At 42.7% G+C, this 19,261-nt stretch carries 21 protein-coding genes; 1 reads left to right on the top strand and 20 read right to left on the bottom strand.

What is annotated here, in order from left to right:
* Positions 1-2: 2 nt before the first annotated feature.
* From C6Y03_RS18730 to C6Y03_RS18720, 4 genes are read right to left on the bottom strand one after another with little or no spacing between them, the layout of a single operon-like run.
* Positions 3-665: a LysM peptidoglycan-binding domain-containing protein gene (locus tag C6Y03_RS18730; RefSeq protein WP_106039778.1), complete on the bottom strand. Its 663-nt coding sequence runs from the start codon at positions 663-665 to the stop codon at positions 3-5.
* Complete coding sequence (locus C6Y03_RS18725) at positions 658-5,625, bottom strand: transglycosylase SLT domain-containing protein (RefSeq protein ID WP_189318336.1); 4,968 nt, start codon at positions 5,623-5,625, stop codon at positions 658-660. Before C6Y03_RS18725 ends, C6Y03_RS18730 begins: the two co-directional genes overlap by 8 nt.
* Positions 5,626-5,628: 3 nt before the next feature.
* Positions 5,629-5,781, bottom strand: a complete 153-nt coding sequence (locus C6Y03_RS19445) for a hypothetical protein (protein ID WP_223260782.1) — start codon at positions 5,779-5,781, stop codon at positions 5,629-5,631.
* Between the two features lie 23 nt (positions 5,782-5,804).
* Positions 5,805-6,254 carry a phage tail assembly chaperone gene (locus tag C6Y03_RS18720; RefSeq protein ID WP_106039777.1) on the bottom strand — a complete coding sequence of 150 codons (450 nt, stop codon included), beginning with the start codon at positions 6,252-6,254 and terminating at the stop codon, positions 5,805-5,807.
* Between the two features lie 151 nt (positions 6,255-6,405).
* Between C6Y03_RS18720 and C6Y03_RS19535 the strand changes: the two genes are divergently transcribed.
* Positions 6,406-6,495 carry a putative holin-like toxin gene (locus tag C6Y03_RS19535; protein WP_074041930.1) on the top strand — a complete coding sequence of 30 codons (90 nt, stop codon included), beginning with the start codon at positions 6,406-6,408 and terminating at the stop codon, positions 6,493-6,495.
* Between the two features lie 260 nt (positions 6,496-6,755).
* Here the strand turns inward: C6Y03_RS19535 and C6Y03_RS18710 are convergent, their stop codons facing one another.
* The 16 genes from C6Y03_RS18710 to C6Y03_RS18630 form a co-directional block, all read right to left on the bottom strand.
* Positions 6,756-7,199 (bottom strand): phage tail tube protein, encoded by a 444-nt coding sequence (locus tag C6Y03_RS18710; protein WP_106039776.1) that lies wholly within the window; start codon positions 7,197-7,199, stop codon positions 6,756-6,758.
* 1 nt (position 7,200) lies between these two features.
* A complete protein-coding gene (locus tag C6Y03_RS18705) occupies positions 7,201-8,547 on the bottom strand; it encodes a phage tail sheath family protein (protein ID WP_106039775.1) in 1,347 nt (448 codons plus the stop codon).
* 2 nt (positions 8,548-8,549) lie between these two features.
* Positions 8,550-8,774, bottom strand: coding sequence for a YqzN/YkzM domain-containing protein (locus tag C6Y03_RS18700; RefSeq protein WP_061409322.1), 225 nt, complete (start codon positions 8,772-8,774; stop codon positions 8,550-8,552).
* Positions 8,761-9,216, bottom strand: coding sequence for a phage tail terminator family protein (locus C6Y03_RS18695; protein ID WP_106039774.1), 456 nt, complete (start codon positions 9,214-9,216; stop codon positions 8,761-8,763). Before C6Y03_RS18695 ends, C6Y03_RS18700 begins: the two co-directional genes overlap by 14 nt.
* A gap of 4 nt (positions 9,217-9,220) precedes the next feature.
* Positions 9,221-9,727: an HK97 gp10 family phage protein gene (locus tag C6Y03_RS18690; protein WP_106039773.1), complete on the bottom strand. Its 507-nt coding sequence runs from the start codon at positions 9,725-9,727 to the stop codon at positions 9,221-9,223.
* Entirely contained in the window at positions 9,724-10,080 is a 357-nt protein-coding gene (locus tag C6Y03_RS18685; protein WP_106039772.1) for a DUF3599 family protein, read from the bottom strand. The genes C6Y03_RS18690 and C6Y03_RS18685 overlap by 4 nt, the downstream gene beginning before the upstream one ends.
* A complete protein-coding gene (gene yqbG, locus C6Y03_RS18680) occupies positions 10,077-10,469 on the bottom strand; it encodes a protein YqbG (RefSeq protein WP_106039797.1) in 393 nt (130 codons plus the stop codon). Before yqbG ends, C6Y03_RS18685 begins: the two co-directional genes overlap by 4 nt.
* A 5-nt stretch (positions 10,470-10,474) precedes the next feature.
* Positions 10,475-10,726: a YqbF domain-containing protein gene (locus C6Y03_RS18675; protein WP_106039771.1), complete on the bottom strand. Its 252-nt coding sequence runs from the start codon at positions 10,724-10,726 to the stop codon at positions 10,475-10,477.
* 5 nt (positions 10,727-10,731) lie between these two features.
* Positions 10,732-11,661 (bottom strand): phage major capsid protein, encoded by a 930-nt coding sequence (locus C6Y03_RS18670; RefSeq protein ID WP_106039770.1) that lies wholly within the window; start codon positions 11,659-11,661, stop codon positions 10,732-10,734.
* Between the two features lie 23 nt (positions 11,662-11,684).
* Entirely contained in the window at positions 11,685-12,842 is a 1,158-nt protein-coding gene (locus tag C6Y03_RS18665; protein WP_106039769.1) for an XkdF-like putative serine protease domain-containing protein, read from the bottom strand.
* A gap of 51 nt (positions 12,843-12,893) precedes the next feature.
* Entirely contained in the window at positions 12,894-13,784 is an 891-nt protein-coding gene (locus tag C6Y03_RS18660) for a hypothetical protein (protein WP_106039768.1), read from the bottom strand.
* Between the two features lie 53 nt (positions 13,785-13,837).
* A complete protein-coding gene (locus C6Y03_RS18655) occupies positions 13,838-14,761 on the bottom strand; it encodes a phage minor head protein (protein WP_106039767.1) in 924 nt (307 codons plus the stop codon).
* Positions 14,758-16,278, bottom strand: a complete 1,521-nt coding sequence (locus C6Y03_RS18650; protein ID WP_106039766.1) for a phage portal protein — start codon at positions 16,276-16,278, stop codon at positions 14,758-14,760. The genes C6Y03_RS18655 and C6Y03_RS18650 overlap by 4 nt, the downstream gene beginning before the upstream one ends.
* Positions 16,278-17,573, bottom strand: coding sequence for a PBSX family phage terminase large subunit (locus tag C6Y03_RS18645; protein WP_106039796.1), 1,296 nt, complete (start codon positions 17,571-17,573; stop codon positions 16,278-16,280). Before C6Y03_RS18645 ends, C6Y03_RS18650 begins: the two co-directional genes overlap by 1 nt.
* Positions 17,574-17,581: 8 nt before the next feature.
* Positions 17,582-18,469, bottom strand: coding sequence for a phage terminase small subunit (gene terS / locus C6Y03_RS18640; protein ID WP_106039765.1), 888 nt, complete (start codon positions 18,467-18,469; stop codon positions 17,582-17,584).
* Between the two features lie 446 nt (positions 18,470-18,915).
* Positions 18,916-19,161 carry a hypothetical protein gene (locus tag C6Y03_RS18630; protein ID WP_106039764.1) on the bottom strand — a complete coding sequence of 82 codons (246 nt, stop codon included), beginning with the start codon at positions 19,159-19,161 and terminating at the stop codon, positions 18,916-18,918.
* Between the last annotated feature and the right edge of the window lie 100 nt (positions 19,162-19,261).

Genomic DNA, 19,261 nt, shown 5'->3' with positions numbered 1-19,261 from the left:
CCCTATTGTGGTATTTTCAATTTTTGACCCGGGAAAATCCAATGCCCTGGTTGTCTAATATTGCGTCTACTTCGTTTGATCATCGCAGCTTTATTTGCATTCCAAATGCGCCGCCATTTTGTGCTGTCACCATAGAAGCGACCAGAAATATCCCACAATGTATCACCCTTTTTAACGGTGTACACTTTTGGTGCGCCTTTTGAGCTGCGTTTTTTGCTGCTCTTTTTGGCTTTCCGTTTAATTTTTCTAGGTGATGCGGTTTTGTATTCTTTCAGCTGCAGCGTGAATTCTCGATCACCAACATCATAAGTACCTTCATTGTGATTGAAGCTTTCTATGCTGCATTGCATATTTATTTTGGTCCCTGTGACAATAAAGCGTACAGGCTTTTTTGACTTCATGAATCGCTCTATTTTGGCGATCGCATTCTCTGGTGAGGGAATGCTTTTATATTCAGCGATTGGCGTATACTTTCTAGGAAAGAAAGTTGTAAATGAAATTTGACGAGCCCCTGGTACATCTAAGAATGTGAGTTCGCCAAATTTTGATACTTTGATAGATTCATTTTGTACGTTGTTATTGAGTTCTAATTTCTCAGGAAGAACAGGGAATCGCAGTTTGTCCTTCCCTTGCGAAATCCACAATTGATATTTTGATTTAGCCATCGATCACGACTCCCTTCGTTCCTGTGTTGATCTCGACTTCTAGTTCTTCAGCTATTGATCGTTTGATCTTTTCAACAAGTGAATCTTCATCTTGGCCGTTATGGAAGTGCTGATCACCATTAAAGTTAATGATGACCTGTTTTGATCCACTAGAAGCAGACGGTCCATTCGTTGTGCCAGCTGTTACTGTTTGCACCTGCCCTTGTGAAAGCTCAGATGATGTAGCGGTGGCCGGATCGTATACGTCCATTCCTAAAGCCTGTGCAGCTTGCGCCAACAAGTAGCGTCCACGTATGCCGCGTTCTTCCGGTATGATCCATTCACGCTTGTTTCCTTCACCAACTCTGGCAATTTGTTCTTGCGTGATTAGACCACCGTTTGCATAACCCTTATATGGTCCACCGTTTCTGATACTTCTCAACCCAGGCGTATTATAGACACTTCCATATCTGCCTTTGATGTAATTGATAGCAGCTGCAGCATTATGGATCGGGTTCCAGATGTCGTTCATACCACTTGCCTTGTTTGAATTAAAGGTCGGATCAATGGTCTGCATCAATCCTTTAGACGGCGTTCCTCTTTTGGCGTTTGAATCCCATAGGTTGATCGCTTTCGGGTTTCCACGTGACTCATTCTGCGCGATCGTCATCAAACCAGGTAACCAGCTCATAGATGTACCGGTTGCCATCAGAGCTGCCATAAGCCATTGCTGAACACTCAGGTTAGATGCACCCATGCCACTAAATGCAGCAATTAAGGAACCAGCTTGATTCTCTGCGAATTTCTTCACGTCAACTGAATCAAGACCTTTGACGACTCCGATCGATGCAAATTTTCCAAGACTCATCATGACACGTGAAGGAGAATGAATGTCCAATTCTTCGCGGAAGGCTTGCTCCACTTTCTTCGCCATGTCCTTGGCTGCTTGTGTCACTTCGCTTCCTTTTGACCTCATACCGCTGTTAAATGCGTCAATAAGTCCAACGCCCCAGCTAGGTGATTCTTGTCGAGCAGATAAGAAAGGTTGTCTTACATTTTGATCTAAGAATTGACTTGTGCCAGTTGGTGTCATGTTTTGACCTGCAGCAAAGCCAGTGACAGTTTGCACACCATAAAGCGGTGTTGATGCTTGAATTTGAGTAAATGGTTGCTTGATATTAGCTTGTTTCCACTGTTCAAGTGAAACGACTTTGCTGTTTAACCCTTTTTCAAAGTCAGTGCTAAACTGTTCCCCGTATTTTGATGCATTGCCGGTCTCCCCAATTGATACTGATCCACTTGCAGATGTGGAAACTGATGAAGCGGCTGCCGGTCTCATTGGAGACGATGAGCTTGCTGGAGAGGTTGGTGAAGCACCGCTTGGCATAACAGACATTCCAAGATGTGAAGCAGCTTGTGCTAGAAGCATCTTCCCTCGTCCTTTATTGTTTTCAGTCGGGATGACAAACTCTTTCCCCGCTTCTCCGATCCATGAAAGAGTTGGCTTTGTGATATAACCACCGGTGGCGTTTCTTTCTTCTTTCTTCCCTTTAGGTTTCCAACCTGTCTTTTCTTCACCTTTACTTTCAAAGAATTTAAATGCCTTCCCACTAACTTCTTTAATTTTACCGACTACATTACCCACAACACCAAAGATGCCATCCCATGTCTCTTTTAAAGTTGCTGCAAAATTTTGCAACGGGGAAAACACAAGTTTTTCAAACCATCCACTAACTCCATCCCAAATTCCCTTGATCGTTTGCCATGCTTCATCAAATTTTGTTGACACGAATACAATCGCTGGCTCTGCGTACTTTTTATATGGCTGCCACACATACTCATCAAACCAAGTTGCGAGCACCACCCATGATGTTTTAATCCAGTTCCATGTGCTTTTAAATAGGTTCCAGATAAACATGATGGCTGGCAGACCAACGTTAATAAAAGGTTGCCAAACGAAAGTATCAAACCATACCGCAAACGTGCCCCATACGAATTGAACCCAATTCCAGAACTCGGTTAATTTATTCCACACCCCTACAATGGCTTCAATCGCCACTGATCCAAATGGTTCCCATACATAAGTCATGAACCATGCTGAGAAAACGGACCAGGTGATTTGTATCCAGTTCCACAATTCAACGATCTTGTTCCAGACAAGGGTGATCGCAGCGACCGCCACTTGTCCGTACGGAGTCCATACATTGTCATTGAACCAAGTTGATGCAGCTCCCCAGACGGTACTAATCAATTCCCATCCCACGACAAAAACACCAACCACAAAGTTGATGATTGGAACTGCAAAGTTATAAATCGGTAGCCAGACATTATTCATAAACCATGAAGAAAGCTGACCCCATTTCTCTGTGATCCAGGTCCATGTGTCACTGAAGAATGTCGTAATAGGGTTTAGAACATTATCATTAAACCAACCGGAAAAAGTGCTCCATGTGACTTTAATCCATTGGACTGCATTTTCAGCGCCTTTTACAAGCTCATCCCATTTCTTCTTGATGGTTCCGTCATCAAACATCTTACCGATCCAGTTACCGAGATCACCGCCAAAGATGCTTCCTAAGATACCTCCAATTGCTGTTCCGATACCAGGGGCGATCAATGTACCTAATGCAGCTCCACCGATACCACCACCTAGATTGCCAGCAAACCCACCGATCTTTTCGCCTTTGTTGTCATTATTCATGCCGATCAGTTCTGTAGCCGCAATCAGTGTACCGAGAATAGGAATACGTTTTCCGATACTCTTTGCACCTTTTCCGATACTCCCCAACAATCCACCACCGCCACGCCCTTGGTTTGGTGTGGTTGGTCTTACTGGCTCTCCTCTATTGATCCAAGGCTGACGATATTCAGGTGGTCTTGGGTTCCTTGGTGGTCTTGCTCCACCAATTCCGCCAATTATACCGCCGCTTGTTCCTGGTCCTAATCCTCCGTTTAAACCTTTGCCCCATTTGAAGAGTGCAAAGGCTCCTGAAAGGATGGATTTAAGCGGCTTTAACAACGTGGCCACTTTTCCAAGGAATGCGAGTGCAAATGCATTGGCAATCAAAGCACCAGCAATTGAGCCTTCTCCTGTGAGAGCATTCAAGTTGATCTCACCAATCTTCTTGGTGATACGAATTCCTAATTGCGCTGGATCAAGAGCTTCTAAAAATGATTCGATGAATATCTTTCCTGCCTTTGCCCCGGCGTCTACGAAAGAATCATCCGTCGATTTGTCATCAATACCAAGTAGACCGTTGATCACACCGTTTATGATGCCACCATAAGTCTTACCTACATTCTCGGCCATTTTGAAAAGGCCTGGTTTCCCAGTCTTCTCCCACCATTCGCCAAAGACGTCTTTTGTATTATCTAAGACGAGCTTCCATCTTGTCTCAAAGCTCATATCTCGATATTTCTCAAGCTGTTCAAAGTGTTTCTGTAATTTAGGATTATCCTTAAATTTGACCTTCAGTTCTTTCATTTGCTTCTTGGATAGTTTTTCTCCAGGGAACAAAATTTTGAACTGATCACCAATAAATCCGAAAACACTCTTAGTCGGATCAAGGAAGCTGTTAGCGAATTTCTTGCCCGCTTTTTCAGCTTTATTGGAAAGATCGGTCAGTACAAAGGAATATTCTCCTCGCCACGTTCTGAACGCTTCAAGAGCAGGCTGAAATGCAGCTGCAAGTCCTTTACCCCAAGGCATAAGGATGCTGTTATTGATGAATGATTTAACACCCAGGAATAAGTTGGCCAGGTTGTCGGACATTTTGATCATCATGTCGTTGTATTTGCCAAATTCCTTCGTTACTTCCGGCCAAGTTTTATTTATGTCCTTGCCGCTCTTTGCAAGTTTTTCGAGCTTACCTCTGGCATCACCAGAGATCGCCCCCATTTCTTGCAGCGCTGCCGTTGCGTCACCGATAGGACGCCCCGATTTAATGCCGTCATATAAACGCCCCATCCATAGCGCAACTTCGGAAAATGGTCGCTGAACACCTGCGGCAACGTCACCAACCAGCTTCAAGCCTTCTGTAGTTGATAAAGCGTTGCCCGTAAATACTTGAAGGACACGACTTGACTCGAAAATTTCATCACGAGTAAATGGCGTTTGACCAGCAAAGACTGTCAGTTCGTCCAGACGTGCATTAGCTTTCCCTTTGCTGCCGAGCAGTGTTTCGAAAGCCGTGGTCATGTTTTGTCTATCCGCTACCATTTTGAGCGGCACGACAATACCACCTGTTGCACCGGCACCGACTCCAAGCAACCCAAGTGTACTGGTGACAGCTGACACGATCCCTCTCAATGGCTTTGTGATAAGATCAAGGACCTTAATTGTGGTTGTGTAAGTCCGTCCCAAATGAGTATTTGCAAATGAGACAGCCCCACGTACTGGGGCGGTGAAACGATCAATCGCATTAATCGCCACTCTGTATTCAGTACCGAGGGTATTCCGAGTATACGACGCTATTCGGCTGACTGTACGCCGGACCATATCGACGGCTCTAATGGTATAGCTGTATCCACGACCTAGTTGACGAGCTGCATATGATGCAATGCGCCTAATGCTTGCGGATGCCCGATCATATACAGCTATGGTAAATTGCTGAACTTTGCCCAAATTGCGATTGATATAACGACGTAATCTGACAAGCCCTGGTGTTGCCTGATCTTTAATACGCATCAACACGCTATGAGTACGCGGCATCTTACGTTGTAAGAAGCCATTAAACTTTCGTAGTGCTTTTGTGGCCAGATCATTTACATCCAGTGTAAGTTGATAAGTTCGAGCAAGGTCACGCAATATGAAACGCTGAACACGTCTTAATGCGATTGTCGCATTGTCTCGTACTCTCAATGTGATTGGACGCTCTGATCTGCGGCGCAATCTATCAAGGCGTTCCATATCTCCTCTGATCAAACGCAATTTACGCGTGATCCGGTCTTGTAATTCAAACCGAGCGGTTAAACGAGCCATGTCTTATCCCCCTTTCTTTGATTCTTTTTCTAACACTTCAAGTTTGTGGGCTATTAACCCAAACAAAAAGGCCTTGAATGGCATTTGCGCTTTATAAACCTCTAAAAGCTGGGACGGGGAATAATGAAGCTCATGCATGCAGTAATACAGATACACAGCCTCTTTATTCCCGTCCTTTATTAGTTTTTTGCTTCTGTTTCTAAGTCTTCAATTTCATCTTCAAACCCGTTGACTTCAATGGCTTTGTTTAACCAGTTCGCATATTCACCGCCGACAGAAAGGACACGCTTTGCCACTTCGACTGGATCTTGTGTGTTGTATGCCTCACGCAATTCTTTTGATTTGAAGTCTGGGTAAATGGTTGATTCAACTGCGATACGTGCATAGAAACGTTGGGAATCCAAGTCTTTCACACGTCCACGACCTTTAACATTTTTGAAAGTCGTGTTTTCTTTCTCCAGTTCATCGATGCGCTCTGTTGTGATCGCTTTGAATACGAATGGAATCACTTTACCTTCTTTATCAACGAAACGCTTTGAGATATTGGATTTGACTTCTTCCGCATCTGCTGTTTGTCCTGGCATAAAGAATGAAAGATCATATACGTTGTTTGTTTGTTTTTCGCTCATGTTTAAAAACTCCCTTTGATTTGTTTTTTGAATGCAAAAAAGCACATCCATTTTTTGAATGTGCTTTCCAATCTTTTCATGTATAATATAATTCGTACAATTGAACGGCTTGCTCAAGGGTGTCTGGCTCATCCCCGATAGGAAGGGGGTGATGCTCATGTCAACGTTCCAAGCGATTTCCCTAATGCTTTTATTCGGGATGTTTATCCTTGCTTTGTTGACGTATATAAATAAAAAATAGACTCCCCTTGAGCTGTGGTAGGTAAAAGGGAAAGTCTATCCTTAATACTATCAGATTGATAAGCCAGCCCCTTGAGGGCCTCATTGTACATTGCCGGGATGTTAGCGCATCCTGGCTTCTTTTTATTTTATGCAAATTGCTTTGCATGTAAACATAATTTTGTATCGGAATGCTTTGGGAATGCTCTGAGCATTCTCTTTGCATTATAGCATATTCGGTTTTTATTTAGCTAATTAATTAGCTAATTTCCTCCAAATTTCTTAGAAAGAATCCTTCAACTTCTCAGGAAGATCAAAGTCCTCAAACGTGAAAGGAACCTCTTCTTCAAGTGCTTCCGAATCCACATCAAGCCCCGCGATCTTAGCTGAATCAAAGTTCACATCAAACAATGTGACACGCTCTGTGCCGCGTGTGGATGATTTATCATCCAAAACTGCTTGCATTGTAAAGTAAGGATCTTCCCCTTTCTTCACATAATTGAGCATTAATTGAACGAAACGGGACGTCACTTTATAAAATGTTGCCGTTCCTGTTCCTTTTGCTCCTGTTGTCTTGTGCCCTGTCATACGACGGCCCATGACATTGACCTCTGATTTGTTTTTCTCCACGTTTGCTTCAAACGTTTTAATGAACGCCATTTCCTCACCATCGAGGAATAAGCGTCCTTCCTTACCTGAAATGGTATTCTGCGCTTTAAAAGCCATCTTATTTCACCTCTACATTGAAATAGAATTTTTCAGCTGCATCAACAGGTTGAACAGCTAGATCAATCAAGAAACCGTCACGATCTTCATTTAAAGCGATCATGATGTCGGTCTCAGAGTCAAAGCCAGTGATTCCAGATCCATCTTGCAGTTGCGTAAGATATTGCGTGATGAGAGTTTTCACCAGCTGCAAACCATCATCAGATGCCGGAATGTCATTGCCATTTGCTTTACGTAACTTAATCAGATTCTTCAATTCACGTGTGAGATCGTTGTTGATTGCATCAAGCACTCGAATAATTTTGTTTTTCCCGAATGTCTTGTTTTTCTCCGTTGTATAGCTTGTTAGAGAGTTGATGTCCTTCTCAACGCTCACTGTGCGATCACGCGCATCAAACGTGAACAAGAATTCACCTTGTGATAAGCGGTATTCCACTTGATCATTATCAAGACGCTCTAACGTGTCCACAGCCCCTTCATATACCACAAAGGTCAGTGACTGATTGAAGTTTGCTCCTGCTGATGCACCGGCCACCCACGCAGTAGCTCTGGCTGGTGTGATTTTTGTACCGTCTTCTAACAGAACCCCACTTGTGACATTGATGATACCTTCATGATCAGCTACGTAGTTCGGTAAAACACCTTGGACCTTACGCCCTTGGTCATCACGCAGCCGCTTGACGAAGGCCACAAATGTCGCTTTTAACTGCTCGCTAGTGTTATTAGGCAGCGCGATTACGTCAAAGTATTCTGTTTCAGCAGCTTCAAGGAATGCGGTGTAATCTGCCACACTTGGCACACCGTTTTTCCCACCGCTTAGTGTTACCCCAGCTGTGATTGTCACTTCACCTTCACCAGAGAACGAAACATATTTGTTTTGCTTCAGCTCTTTGACATCAGTGACAACCTGTTTATCAACAATGTCTGTACCCACGTAAGTCACCACATCACGCTTGGAGCTGTCCAATACGTTTTCAGTGACTTGGATCGTGACCTCATTACCTTTTTGCCCGCCATAATTGGCAAGAACGTTAAAATTCTCGCTGATCTGAGCCTTTGCAGGTTCGCCCTCATTCAATCGATATAAAAGAACTGTTTGTGCTTTTTTCTTCGCTTCTCGGAAAAGAAGCAGTGACTTGTCATCGATGTTTAATCCGACTTTTTTATTTAAGTCCTCGATTCCTGAAATGGAGATGAACGTCTTAGGCTCTCCCCAACTCATCGTAATCGGAAGTGCAACGGTGCCGCGATTACCTAGCGTGATACGTTGCTGTGCTGTGGTTTTAAAATTGAAGTAGATACCAGGACGCTTTTTCTCTGTACCTGGTGTAAAAGTACCTCCATTCATGCTTAAACCTCCTTAGACAAAAAAGCATCAATCTGCTTCTTTGCTTCTGTTTTTGTAATTGGTTGATCTTTGATATAAAAAAGAGCACCTTCAAGGATTTCAGGCTTTACGCCAAACAATTCCTTGCTGTGCTCTTTCAAGGCTTCAAATGAAAATGCCGCTTCTTTAGTAAGAACAGGTGCGGCTTTTTCTTCTTTCACCTGTGATTCATTTTTAGTCTTGCTCACGTTTGATCACCCCGTCTGAAAAATTTATGTCGTCAAGGCTTGGCTGCTCGTCTCGGTTGTACCAATAGGCACTATCCCATGTGAGGACAATCGTTGCTACGCCTTTATCACCATTCCTAGTTTCAGCTCTCTTAATGCGGACATATTGATCGAGCGGTTCACCGTCTTCACTGACCATCTGAATGATATTCCGATCCGCTGATAAGGCATCAACGATTGTTTCTGCTGCATCATGAGCCTGTCCAGAATCTTTGTGAAACACTTTAATATGCAGCGTGTATGTTTTGAGGAACGTTGAAACAGTATCGTTTTTTGTGTTTGTCCATGCTGCAGGAAAGTACATCGATGGGACCTGAAATTGTTCGGGAATTTCCTTTTCGTAGACCTTCACAGGAAACCGCTTGTAACAATAATTCATGATGGCGCCGACTTCTTGATTCATCTAATCACCGCCCAAATTGTTCATCGATCCATTGCTGCAGTTTGCGGTCTAATGATTGTTCAAACATCTGTTCAAAAATTGAAAGTGCATTATCCCAATAACCGCTGCCCTCAACCCACTGGAACTTTAGAAGCATTCCTGTTTCAGCGTTTGGATCGTATTCAAAGCGGTCTCCAACCCACCTACCAGGAACCCAACGTCTGTCCTGATTCTTGGAGGGATCAATGGTAAAGTGACCATCGTTTGTGTACGATGCGTATTCTAGGTTTGTCCCTACATCCAAGGTCAGACCGCCACTGCTCATTGAAAAGACGTTTTCTTGGTCTCCCTTTTGGAATGAGTTGAGCAAACGGCGAGCATCTACCGTTTTTGTACGAATGACCTCATCCTGAACAATATCTAGGAACTCATAACCCATCGCTTCCAACCATTCTTCATATTCAGCTTGCAAGCCGCCATTAACAGCTGCATTCAAGTCCTCAATGAATTGATCAAGACCATCAATCCTCATAGGCTTTCACTCCTCATCGCTACCACCTCAATGTGGTGATTTTTGATCCGTCTGGGCTTTTGCAATTTCAAAGTGATGCCTTCCCATACCACTTTGTCATTTATACGAATATCGGTGGTAATGGGAAAATGAACAAGATACGATTGATGAATGGTTGCGTTTGGCTCCTGCTGTGTGATGTTTTGATTTCTCTCTGTGAAGTAACATGCTTGATCAACTTGATCAGGCTCATCAGGATATGAAAAGACCGGCTGCGCATCTTGAACTGGCACGCCAAAACGATCTTTTGACAGCTGCTTATTCTGTAGATGGAAAATATCGCATCGATCCGTTAGCAATGATTGATAGCTCATAGCGATCTCAACCTTAATTTGACGCTGCCTGGATCTTCTGGCGGTTCTCCCGGCTCAATGAAATCTATCAACAGGTTATACACATCTGGCTTTGAAACGGCATTCCCGTCTGCCAAGGTGTATGAATAGTCACCGATCTTTTCCGACTTGTACCCTTTTATGATTGATTCATCGCCGTTAATAAGTGCGAAGAACTGCGCCATTTTAATCAATGCGATCTTTGCCTTTTCAGGAAGCGGCTGATATTTACCGCTTGAGAAATCATGACCTACGACCTTAAATACCTCAGCTTCAGCCTCAATGATGTCACTGATTAAGAGTTCGTCAGAGCGGTTTTTCACACTCTCGAATACGGTATATGCCCTAACATCTTCAGGAGAGATCAGCATCAGCATCACTCTCCTGTTTTTTCTTGTTGGTCTTGTTGGTCTTGTTCAGTATCCTCTTTCGCCGGCTTTTTCTTTTCTTTCGTTTGATCATCTGGCTTTGGCTCCTCGGTAGGGGCTTTCACCTGTTTACATTCGAAGAACTCATTGCCATTGAGATATTGATAAACCTTTTTCTCGATCTTCTTTTCTTGGTTAAGAAGAAAGACATGCCCCATCACAGCGTATGTCTTTCCCTTGATCAATTCAGCTTTATACATATTGATCACTCCTTGACCTTGATGATCTTAGCTACAGCATCCTCTTCCTCAAATTTGCTGTCGAGCTTCGCAGTCAACACAATGATGAATTTACGTCTACGGATGTCCTTATCAACCTCGATGCGAATATTGCGAGAGAAGCCAAGGATGATGTTTTTTGGATGAGTCAATAAAATGTCCGAAACATCTGTGCCGTCCTCTCCCACTCCATATGGCTGCATGTTTGCAATACCTTTGACTGGGACACCGAATGCGGAAGAAAGTCCACCTTGTACAGCAGCATCCCCTAGATTCGTTTGACGATCTGCCACTTTGTCTTTCCATTCGACTTCTTGTCCTGGAGACGTATAGAAACGGAATTCTTGCGGAATACGCAGATATTTAGACGGAACCGCTTTGTATCCTTGTTTGAATACTTGGCGTGTAAGTGGTTCACCAGCTACATCTACGATATGAGATTCCGCTTGTTTGCGGATACCATCTAGTTGAGCAAGATAAGTATCCTTAGATTTTGTATCACCATTTAGGATCAATTCTTCAATGTCTACTGCAGCACGTTCAGCGAGCATTTGCATGATGGTGTTCTGTAAATTGTCACCCTCGATGTTGTTTTCAAGGGTGTCATACGTAATATTCACTTCTGCGATGACTTCTTTCGCAGTTAGCTGAACAGTGCTTGTTGTTGGCGCAACCTTTTGGTCAGTTGTTAAAGCCTTTCCCTCTTCTCCCGCACGTAAGATACGCTGACCAAAACCGATTTTTTCAATCTTTTGCGAATCGCTTTCCATTGGAATGACACGTGCATCATTTAAAATTGTTGGTGTGTTTTGCACCATACGAATAAATGTACTAGATTGGGTCGGATTCATGAGACCGCCTGTCTTTAAAGTACCAAGCGTCACTTCCGCTTTGTTAATTACCTCTTGATTTCTCACTCTAGTTCCTCCTTTGTCTCGGCTTAAAGCAAGCCATCAAATACAGATTTTTGTAAGTCTTGTTGTTGTGCATCCTCTACTCCATTACCTTGCGGACGTGCTTTTTCAAGCGCTTCGACTCTATCGACCACTGGAGCCAATGCCTTTTCTACAGCTGCGGCCATTTCTTTTGCAACAGCTTCATCTGGTTGATTTTCTTGCGGATCAGTTTGCTGCTCGCCTTCTCCTTTTTCAAGGTCTTCCAGTCGTTTTACAACCGGTGCAATTGTGTCATCTAGCATCTTTTGCAGATCTTCTTTTTTCACTTCTTCGTTCTCCTCCTTCTCTTCCGCTTGACTCAACAGATTGTCGATAGCGGCTCTTGCATTTTTTAGTTCATTCAAATTAGCTGCTGAAAACTTTCGGCCAGCTTTTGCGACTTCTTCAGGTGGGTCAGTTTGGATCCCTGCTAAGTCATCAGTAAGCAAAATCTCTTGTGTAATTTCAACAAAATCTTGCAGTGCTGTCCTCACCTTTTCAGGATCAGTCTCTAAGTCTTCTTCGTCGTAAGAATCCCATTTATACAAAACGGAATTCAGCGCATCTTGTGCCGCCCAAAACTCACGACGCATGCGGCCTTTGTCGTATCTGTTCTTTACTTCTCCTTTTGATAAAAAGAAGTTTTTGAGCAAAGAAAAAAGCCCCTTCTCTTCAGAAGCTGGCTCACGCTCTTGTTTTCCTATGTCTGCTGTTCCGGCCATTGAATATCCGGTGATCTCGCCTTTTTGAATCTGTTCCCAAATCTCTTGGGAAGCCTTTGTCACAAGGACCCACGATCCTTTCTTGATCATCTCATCACCCATTTCAAAGTCAGACGGAGCAATGTACGATTCAACGACTTCCCCGACACCGCCTTGGAAATCATGTTGCTTGTCGATCTCACGTGCATCCTTCAGGAACCCATGAGCGGCTTTTTCAATTTCTTCTGGTGTCATGAAATCTCCATGTGCATCTTCCACATGAGGCTCATATACAATACCGTACACAAGACGCTGGGCATCATCAGCCTTCGCAATGACCTTGATCTCTTTTTGAAAGTCTGGCTGTTTTTCTGACTTCATAAAAAAGAACTGCTTTTGATTAGCAGCCTTGTCCACGTATGAAACGTGTGTGATCTTTGCATTTATCAATTCGCGTGGCAATTCATTCACCTCCTTTCAAAATAAAAAAGGCCGAATTTAAATTCGGCCACGTCATAATTTGAGTAAATCCATAAATGATTTTATTACACCTAGAGGTGGACAATAACATTCTGCAATTTTCCGAGTCACTTCGAACGCTAGTGCTTCTCCTTTATTATTAATATCTTCCTTTATCTTTTCCTGAAGATCGATATTACTATCGCCTAAAGCAAGAGGGTTGGGACTTATTGTATAATCCAAAGGGTTAGTTATATCACATTCAACTGTAAAAACGAAGTTACTTAAATATTGATCAAAGTTAGTAGCATCCTTAAAAACCAAATAAACACCGCTATTCACACTAACTTTCGTTCCATCTAAAGTAATGTTAATGTCAGAAAGCCCTTTTAAATTGACCATTTCAAAATTCAAATTAGAATCAAGGTAAGCTTCTATTATTTTCTCTGCATCATCGAGAGCCTTATTAATTAACGTCACCGGGTTCAATTGTTCCAATAATGTTTCTAACTGATTACTATAAGATTCTATTTCAGCAATCATTTTTCCAGCTATTTCTACTGGATTTGGCACACTATTTTTGAGGTTATTAATGGCAGCCTGCGCTCCCTCAGTTAATTTATTCTTGGTAGCTCTTTTCAATGCTTCTTCCAAACGCCTTGCTATTTCTTCTGGCGAAGGAACATTTAGTCTATCCGGTATAGTCGGCAGAATATCTGGCACTGGTATGTTCGGAATTGAAATTGGTCCTCTAAACGGATTTCTAACTCTGATCCGAAGGTGTTCGTGATATGTAGTTTTTTCGTTGATATTATTTATTTTTTCAATCGCTCTTTTTACCACATTTTCTGCTGTTTCAGTAGTATATTTATTTTGCACTTTAAGTAAATCTATTTCATGAATAGTATCGTTTATTATATTTTGTATCAGGGTACTTACGGACATTCTTTTTTTACCTCCTTTACTGTATATTAAATATTTTTCTCGTAAGCCCCATTTCAATACCTTCCTATATTTTCTATTGTTTTTTGACGTATTGTCTCTTTTTCCTCAGCTGACAATCCTAGAATGACTGGATCAACCACAGGACCAACCGCACAATGACAGTTCACTCGCTCTTTTGGCGTCAGCTGTGTATCTCTCGGAAACATGCACCGCTCTCCGCTGCCTGGTATCTCGAATTCTTCATCGAGAGGAATGGTTGTGCCGTCCAACTGCACATGACTTTCTCTCGACTGATTCTTTTTCCCTCCACTGTGCTTCCACTTCTTCCCCGTCACAGCTGGAGATTGAACATAAGATTCATGTTGAGCGACGGAAGAAGCGGTCAACACTTCAGTTACAGCTGTCACACGTGCGCGCTTCCGGCTGAATTCAGGAAGGTCCTTCAGCTCCAGTTCAATCTCCTGGATAGAGCGGCCTTCTTTTATTCCTTCCTTCAACGTTTGCTCAATGGCCGTATGAGTATTCAGCTTCATCAGCTGCGCCAACTCCTGCGACCACGATTCAATCCACTGTTCAGTTTTCTCAGAAAGCACCTTGAATGGAATATCAGCATCGATGGAATGCATAATCTTCTCGGCCAGCTGCGTGACGGTCAATGTCAGAAATATGGCCGTTTCTTTTCCAAACAGCTCCGCAAATTCGTCAGCTGCAAACAAGTCATTTTGAAAGAACGCTAGAATTGATTCTAACGTCTCCGAATCATCCTTGGATGTAAAACCTTTCAGTGCTTTCAAAAACGTCCTGCGTTGCAATCTGAACAATCTAGCGATGGTTTTCTCGTATTCTTCTACCAAAGAGGGAATGTCTTTCAGTTCAGGGAAATCTGCTACAGCTGCTTCAAGTTCTTTGACCTCATCTTCCTCCGCTTTTTGCACAAAGGTATTGATGTTTTTTATCAGCTGATCGATCTTGCTCATTTGCGGATCTCCTCTAGTTCATCCCTAAGGTCTTTGAGGATCGATACCAATTCATTATTAGTACCCGCAGACTTTTGAAGAACCGTATCAAGTAAGCTAGTCGATGCCTTTGGCTTCGTCTCAATTGGTCGGTGATATTCTTCCTCTGGCCATTCTTCAAGTGTCTTACCAAGAATACGGCCAGCCAGATCACGCAGATCGTTAGGAGACACTGCCCCTGCTTGAATAAAAGGTGTTAGAACCTTTGCAATTTCGAGCGGATCACGAAAGTCTGGACCATTCAATATGAACCGCACATGCCAAATATCAAGATCAGGAAGAAAGAGTGTATTGAGCTTGCCAGTGATGATCATTCTTTCTGGCTGAAATACCTGTTCCTCTGTCGTCTTTCGAGCGGTATCGGCTGTCGCTTTGTTATAGTCCTGAGATTCTCCTGTGTATATCGGCGGCAGACGGAAAGAAGAGCGTATTTTATTTCTCGTCTTCTCGTCATATTCAAGGAACAACGCATCCTTCTGGAGAATCTCGGCCAGTGATTTTATATCCACCTTTACATTAGCCGGCTCTTCATCGTTGGATATTTCATCCTTCTTAGGAATCCCCTCCACTTCGAGTAACAGGAATTTATGTGCATTGTCTGAGCCCTCGATGCCGTTCATATATTCCTGCAACTGTTCATATGACGCTTCTGAAAGCATCCCATTTTCTACAGTAATTGCAGCCGGCATATGGCGACCTTGTTTAAAATACAGATAGTTCAGTTCTTCAGCTTTGCGCGCTCCATACATATTGACGATGTTACCAATCCAACGAGGAACACCATATGTACCGCTTCCGATCTTGAAGTGAATGACTTCGCTTGCTACAAGATCAGAAGGAGTTTCTTCACTGTATTCTCCCGTAGCAGCATTCATTGTCCTTGGATCACCGTATTCCTTGAAGAATACTTTTTTAGTATTGACCTGCTGCACATACTTTCTGAACCTCTTCATTCTTTTGAGAGATTTGACTTGACCATGATCGGTATATTTAAAGTCGATCTCGACAGGATCGCCTATCTTACATATTCGCATGTGTTGAGCATCTAAATATTCGATCCCTGCTGGTTGCCCTGTGCCATTACGTAACACTTCAAGAAAACCATTCCCTGTCCGCTCACGATCTTCTATCACATACCCTAGAACCACTTCGGATGATTCATCATAGTTCATGTATCGTACAAGTTCCTCAAGCCTCGTCCATTCTTTTTCAGCAGCGTCTTTCTTTTGTTCTGGCGCATTCTCGGCATTGAAGTCAAATACGTATTCAATTCCCAAGCCGAAACCTAGAATATTCGTTTTATACGCATCTATACATTGCTGAAGAATGGTAGAATACTCCGCTATTTGTTTGAGCTCTTTGATATTGTATGGCGGCTTGATCAGTCCATCAGCCTCATAGTTAAAACTATCATCATGAATTTGTTTGGTCGTTTCAGAAACAGTTGATTTAATCACAGTCGCTTTCACTTTATTCATCAGCGTGACCTCCTTTCTCTGTTTGGGCGTATCCGCCCTTTTGGTTTCTCTTTCAAATCGGTAACCTCATAGTCATCTAGCGCATACCAGATGGCTGAAAAGGTATGAGGATCAATCTTAAACTCGTCCTCTATGATATTGCCATTCTTGTCTGTCTTATACGTGAGCGGCTGAAGCTCATAGATCGTGTTTTTGCACGAGTCGGAACATATGATTTTCTTGAACCGCTTGATCTTCTTTGTGTATTGCAAGCGTGATCCTTGAAACTTATGAGCGGCCACCATGTTGTATCCCATCTTGCGGAAATATGCGATTGTCTTCTGTTCATTATCAGCCTTGATCAGCTCTTTAGTTTCGACGAACTCTTTCAAGTCCTCGACAGTTACGTCATCAGTTTTGCCGCGATCGTAATACTCCCAATAGATATATAGATATTTCTTCTCGTGATCCACAGCCAACCTAACTACAGCGTTATATGAATCAACGAAACCAAAGTCCATGCCTGCTCTAAGCAAAGGACGATTGATATTTGAGATGGCCAGCATCACATCTTCATGTGGCTGTACCTCAAATTGAGGAAGAACACGAATACCGTTAACGCCAAAATGACCTTTTCGGGCTATGCGATAAAGGTCGGGATCATATTCTTTTAGTTCATCCAGCTGCTTAATATAGCTGACTGGAAGGAACAAGTTGTCTTCAGCTGTAGAATGATGATAGTACGCATCATTGATAACGATCGTTCGTTCTTTGTATAACCTTTCATCATCTAGGATGAAGCGGTTGTTTTGATCGTCCTTAAAGAAGTGACGGTATGTCCAATTATCCTGCCCGACAGGGTTCGTTGATAAGATCATGTGCAGCTGTAATGTCGGATGACGCAAACGACCAAGCAGCTCCTTGAATCCCTCATACTTCACTTCTGAACATTCTTCAATCCATATGATCGAGATGTTGTTGATCGACTTCAGCTTGGCTGGCTTGTCCAACCCTTTGAAGATGATCCGGCTGCCGTTATGGAATTTCAGCATGAGCGGTGATGTTCTACACTGGATCACATGATCGAGTCCAAGATCATTCACGATCTCTTCAAACAGCGAAAAGGTTGAATCCCTGTGTGTGTCATAGACTTCACGAATCACAAGGGCTGTTCTCTTTTCATCAAGCAATTTTAAAATGAGTTTCAAGGCAATGTGATAGCTCTTAGATGAACCGTAACCACCCACTAGGAACTGAAACTTCTGATCCCAGTCAAAAAGAAAGTCCTCAAAGTGTGGATTGACTTCCTTCTCCATCAGTTGCATCAGCCATCACCTTTTTTCTTTGCTCTCTTTATAGTTATTTGAACCGAATCATCGACAGGTCGAGCGGTGATCCTCTCAAGCTCTGCTTCTCTCGTTCGGTTTGCAAGATCGAGACCACGAAGCCTCAATTCATATTCAGACATAGTTTTCATTATGTCGACTTTCTGCCTATTGGCTTTATCACGTTGTGCGGTCACACGTGTCAGAGCGTCTTCTATGCTCAATATCTTCTCTAGCAGCGGTGAGTCTGTCTCCTCGATCTGGACCACTGCTAGACGTTCATTAGTTATCGGAACAGGTTTAATCAGACCATTTTTATCTGGAGCCTGAACAACATCTTTCATTTTCCGCATTTGCTGCAAGACTGTCCGCTGCTTATCAGTCAATCCATTCTCATATTTAGTAATCAAGCGCATCATTCTTGTTTCACGCACGCTCAATAATCGTATTGATAGATCAATTTGGTACAGAGGATCAGTATCAACTTGAGTAAAAAGCTTCTGTTCCTTTTCATCCATGTACTCAAACATGATCGTTTCATATTCACCGGTCTTGAATGAATTCTTGTTCCCTTTAGGAGCTGCACCACCCCTATTACCTTTAGCATTTTGGTTACCAGGCGGCGCTTTTCCTCCTTTATTACCTCTGGCGTTTTTACTCCCTTTCGGAGCACCAGGACGTTTAGTAACGTTACCATTGGATTTCCCTTTTGGTTTAGTAACGTTACCATTCAATTTCTCATCCCAAGAGTCTTGGTTCTTCCATTTGCGGATAAGCGTTTGAGAACACTCTAACTCTTCAGCAATGTCTTTCAGTAAGCGGGTTCCACTGCTTTCCTTCCACAATTGGAATGCCTGATCTCTTTTAGGATTTCTCGGTCTAGCCATTACATATCACCCACCTCCGAGCTGTTGAATTAAGTTTGAGTTTGATTTTGAAAATGAGTATTTATTCCCGTTCCAACTAGGAGACTGTCCTTCATATAAATAACAGCAACACATCTAAAAGGAGATTGATTTAAGTGTATTATTATCAACCGTATCAGTATGTTCCAGCTCAATATGATTATAGTTACTATGTTCCTTCACCATCACAACAAAGCGATTTTAGGGACTTATCAATGTACGTAGGTCAATGGGTAACAGCAACCGTAAGTGGCATTATACAGAACCCTACAAGAATATTTATTCACAACTCATTCCTCGATAGTCAAAACCGTGAGAATGTAACCTTTATATACGCACGAACTGAGAATGGCAGATGTGTTGCCAGATCAATCACAGTTCTAGGTGATAGAATAACCGTCGAGTTTGGTTTTTCTCCACAAAGATAACTAAAATTCATGTTTCTGAAGCTCAATATCCAGTTCTATGAGCTTCTTCAGATCTTCCACAGTAGATAATTTGATGTTTCCTGCTTTGAAATCCCTCACCCATTGAGAGATGCCAGCTTGAGCGATTTTACGATAATTCTCTTTTGATTTATCTATACCTTCAGCCTGTTCAGCTTGAAGGATCATGAGCATTTCTTTCTTTTCTTCGTCAGAAAGGGAACGTGTGTTTGTATTTTCTATTGTCATTCTCCCTGACCTCCATTACAATAGTGGATGAGAGCGTGATATTTTCCCACAAACGCGGCCGCGTCTTGATCACGCTCTTAGGCAGGGAGTTTCTTTCTGT

Origin of the sequence: Bacillus sp. LNXM65, assembly GCF_002998575.1 — a bacterium.
Taxonomy (GTDB): domain Bacteria; phylum Bacillota; class Bacilli; order Bacillales; family Bacillaceae; genus Bacillus.
This window is presented reverse-complemented; position numbering and strand designations above follow the sequence as displayed.